This is a genomic window from Streptomyces sp. NPDC001732 (genome assembly GCF_053596315.1).
In genome coordinates this window covers 21856-30859 of sequence record NZ_JBSFFY010000069.1, presented here as the reverse complement: position 1 = coordinate 30859, position 9004 = coordinate 21856, and the positions used below count along the sequence as shown (strand labels likewise).

General features: G+C 70.3%; 9 protein-coding genes. All 9 read right to left on the bottom strand.

Annotation, left to right across the window (positions count from 1 at the left end):
- Positions 1 to 296: 296 nt before the first annotated feature.
- The 9 genes from ACWCXX_RS34920 to ftsW all read right to left on the bottom strand — a co-directional run bounded on the left by ACWCXX_RS34920 (position 297) and on the right by ftsW (position 8933).
- Positions 297 to 1424, bottom strand: a complete 1128-nt coding sequence (locus ACWCXX_RS34920; protein ID WP_451134394.1) for a DivIVA domain-containing protein — start codon at positions 1422 to 1424, stop codon at positions 297 to 299.
- 49 nt (positions 1425 to 1473) lie between these two features.
- Positions 1474 to 1758 (bottom strand): YggT family protein, encoded by a 285-nt coding sequence (locus tag ACWCXX_RS34915; protein ID WP_451134392.1) that lies wholly within the window; start codon positions 1756 to 1758, stop codon positions 1474 to 1476.
- A 70-nt stretch (positions 1759 to 1828) separates the two neighbouring features.
- Complete coding sequence (locus tag ACWCXX_RS34910) at positions 1829 to 2452, bottom strand: cell division protein SepF (protein WP_148834397.1); 624 nt, start codon at positions 2450 to 2452, stop codon at positions 1829 to 1831.
- 125 nt (positions 2453 to 2577) lie between these two features.
- Complete coding sequence (locus tag ACWCXX_RS34905; RefSeq protein ID WP_451134390.1) at positions 2578 to 3297, bottom strand: YggS family pyridoxal phosphate-dependent enzyme; 720 nt, start codon at positions 3295 to 3297, stop codon at positions 2578 to 2580.
- A 6-nt stretch (positions 3298 to 3303) separates the two neighbouring features.
- On the bottom strand, positions 3304 to 4044 hold the full coding sequence (gene pgeF, locus ACWCXX_RS34900) for a peptidoglycan editing factor PgeF (RefSeq protein ID WP_451134388.1): 741 nt from the start codon (positions 4042 to 4044) through the stop codon (positions 3304 to 3306).
- Positions 4041 to 5255, bottom strand: a complete 1215-nt coding sequence (gene ftsZ / locus ACWCXX_RS34895; RefSeq protein ID WP_451134386.1) for a cell division protein FtsZ — start codon at positions 5253 to 5255, stop codon at positions 4041 to 4043. Before ftsZ ends, pgeF begins: the two co-directional genes overlap by 4 nt.
- Before the next feature lie 277 nt (positions 5256 to 5532).
- Positions 5533 to 6327 carry a cell division protein FtsQ/DivIB gene (locus tag ACWCXX_RS34890; RefSeq protein WP_451134384.1) on the bottom strand — a complete coding sequence of 265 codons (795 nt, stop codon included), beginning with the start codon at positions 6325 to 6327 and terminating at the stop codon, positions 5533 to 5535.
- A gap of 50 nt (positions 6328 to 6377) precedes the next feature.
- Positions 6378 to 7472, bottom strand: coding sequence for an undecaprenyldiphospho-muramoylpentapeptide beta-N-acetylglucosaminyltransferase (gene murG, locus ACWCXX_RS34885; protein WP_451134382.1), 1095 nt, complete (start codon positions 7470 to 7472; stop codon positions 6378 to 6380).
- Positions 7473 to 7478: 6 nt separating this feature from the next.
- The gene (gene ftsW / locus ACWCXX_RS34880) at positions 7479 to 8933 is read right to left on the bottom strand and encodes a putative lipid II flippase FtsW (RefSeq protein WP_451134380.1); all 1455 of its coding nucleotides are present in this window, start codon (positions 8931 to 8933) and stop codon (positions 7479 to 7481) included.
- Positions 8934 to 9004: the final 71 nt, after the last annotated feature.

Here is a 9004-nt window from a genome sequence, read left to right as displayed (position 1 = left end):
GATAACAACACCACTTGGCCCACACTCTCCCCCACCCCCCCCCACTCCCCATCTTAACCCCCCCCCGGGGGGGGGGCCCGCCCGGACAGCTGTCCGGCCGGGCCCCTCTTCAGCTCTCCGAAGTCCTCCGGGCCCGCGGAGGGGCGGGCGGGGAAACGCCCCGCACGGCACCTCGCACCCCACCCGCCCCGCACGGCACCTCGCGCCGCGCACGGCAAAAGGGCCGGGCCCCGGGGAAACCCCGGGGCCCGGCCCTCAGCCTGCCGACGGCTACGCGCTCATCGCGCGTACCCGGCTCAGTTGTCGTCCTCGTCGATCAGGAACCCGCGCATCGGCGAAGGGGCCTGCTGCATCGGCTGCGGCGCCTGCGGCCGCACCGGCGCCATCGGCTGGGTCATCGCCGGCGCCATCTGCTGCTGGCCGCCGTACGAGGGCCCACCGCCCATGGACGGGTTGCCGCCGCCCATCGGCTGGTTGCCACCGCCCATGGTGTGGCCCATGGCACCCGCACCGGCCGGAGCCAGCGAGGGCGACGGCGGCAGCGAGGCGGTCGCCGGGGTCCGCGGCGGGGCCAGCGAGTCGTCCGCCTGGGTCTCCAGCTGACGCAGCTGGCTCTCCAGGTAGGACTTCAGACGGGTCCGGTACTCGCGCTCGAAGCCGCGCAGGTCCTCGACCTTGCGCTCCAGCGTCGCGCGGGCCGACTCCAGCGAGCCCATCGCCACGCGGTGCTTCTCCTGCGCGTCCCGCTCCAGCGCGTCCGCCTTGGCACGGGCGTCCCGCTCCAGGCCCTCGGCACGGCTGCGCGCCTCGCCGACGATCTTGTTGGCTTCGGAACGGGCCTCCGCGATCGCCTGGTCGGCCGTCTGCTGCGCGAGCGAGAGGACACGGGCGGCGCTGTCGCCGCCGGGGCCCTGACCGGGCTGCTGCATCTGCGGCTGCTGCATCTGCTGCATCTGCTGCTGCGGGGCGTGACCGCCCATGGGGCCGCCCATCGGGCCACCCATGGGACCGCCCTGCATCGGACCGGGGCCGTGCGGGCCCTGCGGGCCGGGGCCGTGCTGGCCCTGGGGACCAGGACCGTGACCGCTGGGACCGGCGGGCAGCTGCGGAGCACCACCGGGCAGCTGGGGGGGACCCATCTGCGGGGGCTGCTGCTGGACCGGCGGTCCCGATATGGCGGCGGGCACGGGTGCGCCGGGCCTGTCCTGCGGCTCCGGCTTGCGCATGCCCTGCTGCTGGTTCTGCGCGGCGGCACGCGTTGCGGCGGCCAGCTTCGCGCGCAGATCCTCGTTCTCACGGAGCAGGCGGGTCAGCTCGGACTCGACCTCGTCGAGGAAGGCATCGACCTCGTCCTCGTCATAGCCTTCTCGGAGGCGGACGGTTGTGAACTGCTTGTTCCGCACGTCCTCAGGAGTCAGCGGCATCTCTTCTTCACCTCTACGTAGTCGTCGGCAGTCGGCAAGACCGTATCGCTCACAGCCTGATCACGATGTTGATCAGGATGTAGACGATGATCATCAGAACGAAGAAGGACAGGTCGAGTGCCACGCCCCCGAGACGCAGCGGCGGGATGAACCGCCGCAGAAGCTTGAGCGGTGGATCGGTGACAGTGTAGGTGGCCTCAAGTATGACCACCATCGGCTTGCCGGGCTGCCATGAACGCGCGAACTGGAAGACGTAGTCCATGACCAGCCGGAAGATCAGCACGATGAGGAAACACATCAGCGCGACATAGACAACTTGCACTGCGACGCCCATTTCGCGCTTCCCTCTCCCCTGGCTCTCGTAGCTCCGGCCTCACGGCCGGGTTGTTCCCGTTGTCGTGTTCTCAGCTCTGGTTGAAGAATCCGCCCTCAGCGATGCGGGCCTTGTCCTCCGCCGTGACATCGACGTTAGCAGGCGACAACAGGAACACCTTCTGCGTCACACGCTCAATGCTGCCATGGAGACCGAAGACGAGTCCTGCGGCAAAGTCGACAAGTCGCTTGGCGTCCGTATCGTCCATCTCTGTGAGATTCATGATCACCGGAGTGCCCTCACGGAAGTGTTCCCCGATGGTACGGGCCTCGTTGTAGGTCCTGGGGTGCAGCGTGGTGATGCGGTAGGGCTCCCGCTCGGACACGACCTTGGGCATGATCACCGGTGCGTTCTTCTCCATGTTCGGGCGTTCAGGTGTGATGGATGCCACGGGAGCGATCCGGGCGGGTCGTTCCCTTTCCGCCGGGATCTGGACCGGCTCCCGCTGCGCGGGGGGCTGCACCGCTCGTACCGGTTCCTCCCGCTCCCGTTCGCGGTCCCGCTCCACCTGGTGCGCGGGCTGATGCCGCCGCCGGTCCCGCTCGGGCTCCGGCTCGGGTTCGAATTCGTCGTCGGGGTCGAACCCCGGACCGTCGTACCCATCGTCCTCCACGAGGCCGAGGTAGACCGCCATCTTGCGCATCGCGCCGGCCATGCTCCGAGTCCTCCGCTCTGTGGTGGATCGGCATATGTCACCAAGTGCCCGCGATCCACTGAGGTCCGCCCGCCATCAGCGGGAATGACCATATTTTCTGCTGTGGTCCGACCTGCTTGGCGACGTTACCCGAGCCCGGGTCGGACTCCGAGTACCGCCGTACCGACGCGCACATGTGTCGCTCCGGCCGCGACCGCGTCCTCGAGGTCCCCGCTCATCCCTGCGGAGACCATGTTCGCAGCCGGATGGTTCCTGCGCAGCCGGGATGAGAATTCCATCAGCCGGTCGAAGGCGGCCCGTTGCCGTCCCGCGTACGGTCCGGCGAGCGGCGCGACGGTCATCAGGCCGTCGAGCCGCAGCCCCGGCGCGGAGCCGACCGCGGCGGCCAACTCCTCGATCCCGTCCGGCGCGACGCCGCCCCGTTCGCCCCGTTCGCCGCTCTCCGCGTCCAGCGCCACCTGGATGAGGCAGCCCAGTTCGCGACCCTCGCGCACGGCCGCCGCCGAGAGCGCCGTGACCAGTCTGACCCGGTCCACCGACTGCACGACGTCGGCATAACTTGCCACGGAACGAACCTTGTTCGTCTGCAATTGACCCACAAAGTGCCATGTGAGCGACAGATCCGCACATTCGGCTGCCTTGGGGGCCGCGTCCTGGTCACGATTCTCCGCGACATGACGCACACCGAGTTCATGCAGAATCCGCACATCGCTCGCGGGGTAGGTCTTGGTGACCACGACGAGGGTCACCTCCTCCCGCTTGCGCGCCGCGGCGGAACAGGCGGAAGCGATGCGTTCCTCCACCCGTGCCAGGTTTTCGGCGAGTTGAGTCCTACGGTCCGTCATGCCCTATCAGTCCAACCAGACATATCCGGCGAGCCGCCCGGTGGTGCGGTCGCGGCGGTACGAGAAGTGGTCGCTCGATTCGAGGGTGCAGACCGGGGAGGCCTGCCGGTCCTCGACCCCGAGTGCTTCGAGCTGGGCATGGACCCCCGCCGTGACGTCCACGGCCGGGGTGCCCCAGCTGGTCTCGGACCAGGCCGCCGGGACGCTCCGGGCGACCTCGGCGCGCATCTCGGCCGGAACCTCGTAACACCGTCCGCAGACCGCCGGCCCGGTGCGGGCGACGATCCGGGAGACCTCGGCGCCGAGCCCGGTCATGGCCTCGACCGCGGCGGGGACGACCCCGGCGACCAGGCCGGGACGGCCCGCGTGCGCCGCCGCCACGATCCCGGCGACCGGGTCGGCCAGCAGTACGGGGGTGCAGTCGGCGGTGAGCACGGCGAGCGGGAGGCCGCGTCGCGCGGTCACCACCGCGTCCACCGCGGGTATCTCCGAGGCGTCGCCCCACGGGGCGTCGACGACTGCGACGTCCCGGCCGTGCACCTGGTTCATCCAGACGACCCGGGCCGGGTCCAGGCCGAGGTCCCGGGCAGCGCGCTCGCGGTTGGCCAGAACGGCGGCGGGGTCGTCTCCGACCGCGCCGCCGAGGTTGAGCTCCTCGTAGGGGGCTGCGCTCACCCCGCCCCACCTGTCGGTGAAGGCGAAGTGCGCACGACCCCCGGAGGGTACTGCGTGGTGCTGGTCTATCACTTCAAGAAGTCCGGGACATCCAGCTCTTCGGCCTGGGAGTCCTGGTAGGGACGGGCCGAGGGGACCTGCGGCGGGGTGACCGGCGGCAGGTGGCTCTCGCTCACCACCGGCGCGGGCTCCACCTTGACCGGCGACTCCTCGCGGATGGGCACGGAGCCCAGTCCGCCGCTCTGGCGCACGGGCTCGGCGGAGCGGACCGGCGGAGCCGGCTCCTCGCGCTTGGCGGAGCTCGCGCCCAGGACGTTCTCGCGACGGGCCGGCGGCTGTCCGCCGTCGAAGCCTGCCGCGATCACAGTGACCCGCACCTCGTCGCCCAGCGCGTCGTCGATGACCGCGCCGAAGATGATGTTCGCCTCGGGGTGCGCCGCCTCGCTCACCAGCTGGGCGGCCTCGTTGATCTCGAAGAGACCGAGGTCGCTGCCGCCGGAGATGGAGAGCAGGACACCGCGGGCGCCGTCGATGGACGCCTCCAGGAGCGGCGAGGAGATCGCCATCTCCGCGGCGGCCACCGCGCGGTCGTCGCCGCGGGCCGAGCCGATGCCCATGAGCGCCGATCCGGCCTCGGACATGACCGACTTGACGTCGGCGAAGTCGAGGTTGATCAGACCGGGCGTCGTGATGAGGTCGGTGATGCCCTGAACGCCCGAGAGCAGCACCTGGTCGGCCGACTTGAACGCGTCGAGCACGCTGACCTGGCGGTCCGAGATGGACAGCAGCCGGTCGTTGGGAATGACGATGAGGGTGTCGACCTCTTCGCGGAGCTCGGCGATGCCGTCCTCCGCCTGGTTCGCACGCCGCCGGCCCTCGAAGGTGAACGGGCGGGTGACCACGCCGATCGTCAGGGCGCCCAGCGAGCGCGCGATGTTGGCGACGACGGGTGCGCCGCCGGTGCCGGTGCCGCCGCCTTCTCCGGCGGTGACGAAGACCATGTCGGCCCCCTTGAGGACCTCCTCGATCTCCTCACGGTGGTCCTCTGCCGCCTTGCGACCGACGGCCGGGTTGGCCCCGGCGCCGAGGCCGCGGGTGAGTTCGCGGCCGACGTCGAGCTTGACGTCGGCGTCGCTCATCAACAGGGCTTGCGCATCAGTGTTGATCGCGATGAACTCGACGCCCTTGAGACCGACCTCGATCATTCGGTTGATGGCATTGACACCACCGCCGCCGACACCGATGACCTTGATGACTGCGAGGTAGTTCTGCGGTGCTGCCACGTCGAAGGCCTCTCGCCTCGAGTTACGTGTCGTCGCTGCGCGGTGTTCCCGCCGCGACGACGGATGCCGATTGGGACGGTCCGAAACGCCGACCCAAACCCTAACGTTCAAGTTTAGGGTTACCAGTGTGTCTGCTTCATGGACTCTTCCGAACAGGACACTAAGTCGACAAGTGGCGCGCGTTCAACGAACACGCCGAACCTCCCGTTTTTCTTTTCACCCTATGTGATCACCCGTAGCGCTGACCAACCAGGGTGCTGGCCAGGCCAAATACGCGTCAACTGCCGGACGCGGCAGGGGCCGTGGGTGCACTCACGTCGAAGTGTCCCGCTTTGGGGGCCGCTTTCATGAGAGCGGTGAGAACTCTCGCCTTCACCGGACCTCCTTCGGCACTGCCCCAGACCACCGTGCGATCCCGGGTGAGCTCCAGGGAGATCGAGTCGTACGAGGTGACCCGCACAACCCTGGTGTCCTTGGCGACACCGCCCGGGAGTTCACCGGCGACCCGGACCGCTTCCCGCACCAGCCGGGCACTGCCGAACCGGCGCAGGCTCGCGGACCTTTCGGGTGCCAATTCCAACAAAGGTACACGGCCGGGCGATTTGTCCACCGTCGCGAAGCGCACGCCTTTAGCGTCGACTTCAGTGAATTTTGCACCCTTTTTAATCAACAGCACCGGCTGCCGTTCGGTCACTTCGAGGCGGATTCCGTGCGGCCACGACCGCACGACGTCCACCGAATCGATACGGGGGAGCTTCCGGCGCAGCCGGTCGGCGATGGCGTCGGTGTCGACGGTGACCAGCGGCGCCCCGACCGGTACCGCCGCGACGGCCTCCACCTCGGCCGGTGTCAGCACGTCGAGACCGGTGGTCCCGACCCGTTCCACCCGGAGCCAGGAGGAGCCGTAGAGCGCCCAGACGGCGCCGGAGCCGAGCAGCAGCGCCAGTACGCCGATCACGATCAGCGTTGCGCGGCTGGGCAGTCGGCGCCCCTCGGGGCGTGTGCGCGGCGGGCGAGCCGGGGATTCCTCCCGCTGCGCCGCACCGCGCCGGGCGGTCGTCGGTCCGGCCACGCTCGCTCCTCACACCGGGTCCGGGGGCGCCGCCCCCGGACCCGTCGGCCTCACGCGCCTCGGCGTGCGGCGATCGCTTCGTACACCATGCCGACGAGCAGGTCGTCGGCGTCCCGACGGCCGAACTCGGCGGCGGCGCGGGACATCTCGTACAACCGGTGCGGATCCGCGAGCACCGGGAGGACGTTGCCCTGCACCCACTCGGGGGTGAGCGCCGCGTCGTCCACCAGCAGACCGCCGCCGGCGTTCACCACCGGCTGGGCGTTGAGCCGCTGTTCGCCATTGCCGATGGGCAGCGGGACGTACGCGGCCGGGAGCCCGACGGCGGAGAGTTCGGCGACGGTCATCGCGCCGGCGCGGCAGAGCATCATGTCGGCCGCGGCGTACGCGAGATCCATCCGGTCCACGTACGGTACCGGGATGTAGGGCGGCATCCCGGGCATGTTGTCCACGCGCGGCAGTTCGTTCTTCGGACCGACCACGTGCAGGACCTGGATGCCGGCGCGCTGCAGCAGCGGAGCGACCCGCTGCACCACCTCGTTGAGCCGGCGCGCGCCCTGCGAGCCGCCGGAGACCAGCAGCGTCGGCAGGTTGGGGTCGAGGCCGAAGGTGGCGCGCGCCTCGGGGCGGACCCGGGCCCGGTCCAGGGTGGCGATGGTGCGGCGCAGCGGGATGCCGATGTAGCGGGCGCCGCGCAGCTTGCTGTCGGGGGTGGAGACCGCGACGCCGTGGGCGTACCGCGAACCGATCTTGTTGGCCAGACCGGGGCGGGCGTTGGCCTCGTGGACGACGATCGGCACCCCGGCCCGCTTGGCGGCGAGGTAGCCGGGCAGGGCGACGTAGCCGCCGAAGCCGACGACGCAGTCCGCCTTGGTGCGCTCCAGGACCTGCTCGGCCGCCTTGATGGTGCCGCGCAGCCGTCCCGGGACGGTGATCAGTTCCGGGGTGGGCTTGCGGGGCAGCGGCACGGCCGGGATCAGGGCGAGTTCGTACCCCCGCTCGGGTACGAGCCTGGTCTCGAGTCCGCGCTCCGTGCCCAGGGCAGTGATTCCCACGGTCGGGTCCTGCCTGCGCAGGGCGTCCGCGAGGGCGAGCGCGGGCTCGATGTGGCCGGCGGTCCCCCCACCGGCGAGTACGACATGCACCGAAATTCACCGCTCTCCGGACGGACGCTTCTTGACGCGCCGTCTCATCGTCTTCCATCTCACCCCGGGCCGTCGCATGGCCAGGGCCGCCTTCGCTGCGGGATCCTCTCGCGCGAACGCGATCAGCAGCCCGACGGCGAACATGGCCGGCAGCAGGGCCGACCCTCCGTAGGAGAACAGCGGGAGCGGGACACCGGCGATCGGCAGCAGGCCGAGCACCGCACCGATGTTGATCACGGCCTGCACCGTGATCCAGGTGGTCACACCTCCCGCGGCGTACCTCACGAAGGGGTCCTCCGTGCGTCCGGCCACGCGGATACCCGCATAGCCTAGAGCCGCGAAGAGGGCGAGCACCGACAGCGTCCCCGCCAGCCCCAGTTCCTCCCCGGTGATGGCGAAAATGAAGTCGGTGTGCGGTTCAGGCAGTTGACCCCATTTTTCCACACTTGCACCGAGCCCGGAACCGAACCATCCGCCGGAGGCCAGAGCATAGATGCCGTGCACGGCCTGCCAGCAGGAGTCCCCCGGGCCGGGCTCGGTGGCGCCGATGCAGGCGAGCCGCGACATGCGGTTCGGGCTGGTCTTGATCAGTACGAAGGCGATGAGCGCGGCGGAGCCGAGCACCCCGGCGAAGAGCCGGGTGGGTGCCCCGGCCAGCCAGAGCAGCCCGAAGAGGATCGCGGTGAGAATGATCGCGGTCCCCATGTCGCCGCCGAGCATGATCAGCCCGAGGAGCATGAAGGCGACCGGCACGAGCGGGACGAGCAGGTGTTTCCACTGCGTCAGCAGCCGCTTGTCCTGCTTGCGGGCGAGCAGATCGGCGCCCCACAGGACCAGGGCGAGCTTGCCGAACTCGCTGGGCTGGAGCTGGAAGGGGCCGCCCAGGTAGAGCCAGTTCTGGTTGCCGTTGACCGACATTCCTATCCCCGGCACCTGGACCAGCACCATCAGGAAGACGGTTCCCATGAGCAGTGGGTAGGCGAGCGCCCGGTGGAGTTTGCCGGGCATCCGGGCGGCGAGTGCCATCAGTCCGGCGCCGATGACCGCGGCGAGGAACTGTTTGCGGAAGAAGTAGGTGCTCGGCTTGTCGAGCTCCAGGGCCTTGATCATCGAGGCGGAGTAGACCATCACCAGGCCGAGCACGGTGATCAGCAGGCCCGCGCCCAGGATCAGGTAGTAGGCGGTCAGGGGGCGGTCCCAGGCCCTGCGCGCCCGTTCGTACATCCGGCGTGCGCCACCACCGCGCGGGGAGCGCGAGCCGCCGGTGGGGCGCCCCTTGGAGCGAGGGACGGCGGGACGCCGGGCGCCGGTGGCCGACCGGACCCGCAGCGCGGTGCCGAGCGGCACCGGGGCGCCCGTGCCCGCCCCCGCGGGCAGGGGCGGGGGGAACGCCCGGCTGATCGGCGCGGCGGCCCGTGAGCGACGCCCACGGGCCGCGACGGAGCTCTCTTCGGCCGGCATTGTCGCTGTCCCCTCCACTGCTCGTGCCCGGGGCCGCCGCCGCGGGCCGGGGCACGCGGCGCGGTGGCCCG

What these genes read in the sequence shown, in the direction of transcription:
- ACWCXX_RS34905 (WP_451134390.1), bottom strand. Translation starts at nt 3,297, where the DNA reads ATGACGGACCGTAGGACTCAACTCGCCGAAAACCTGGCACGGGTGGAG.
- ACWCXX_RS34915 (WP_451134392.1), bottom strand. Translation starts at nt 1,758, where the DNA reads ATGGGCGTCGCAGTGCAAGTTGTCTATGTCGCGCTGATGTGTTTCCTC.
- ftsW (WP_451134380.1), bottom strand. Translation starts at nt 8,933, where the DNA reads ATGCCGGCCGAAGAGAGCTCCGTCGCGGCCCGTGGGCGTCGCTCACGG.
- ACWCXX_RS34910 (WP_148834397.1), bottom strand. Translation starts at nt 2,452, where the DNA reads ATGGCCGGCGCGATGCGCAAGATGGCGGTCTACCTCGGCCTCGTGGAG.
- ACWCXX_RS34920 (WP_451134394.1), bottom strand. Translation starts at nt 1,424, where the DNA reads ATGCCGCTGACTCCTGAGGACGTGCGGAACAAGCAGTTCACAACCGTC.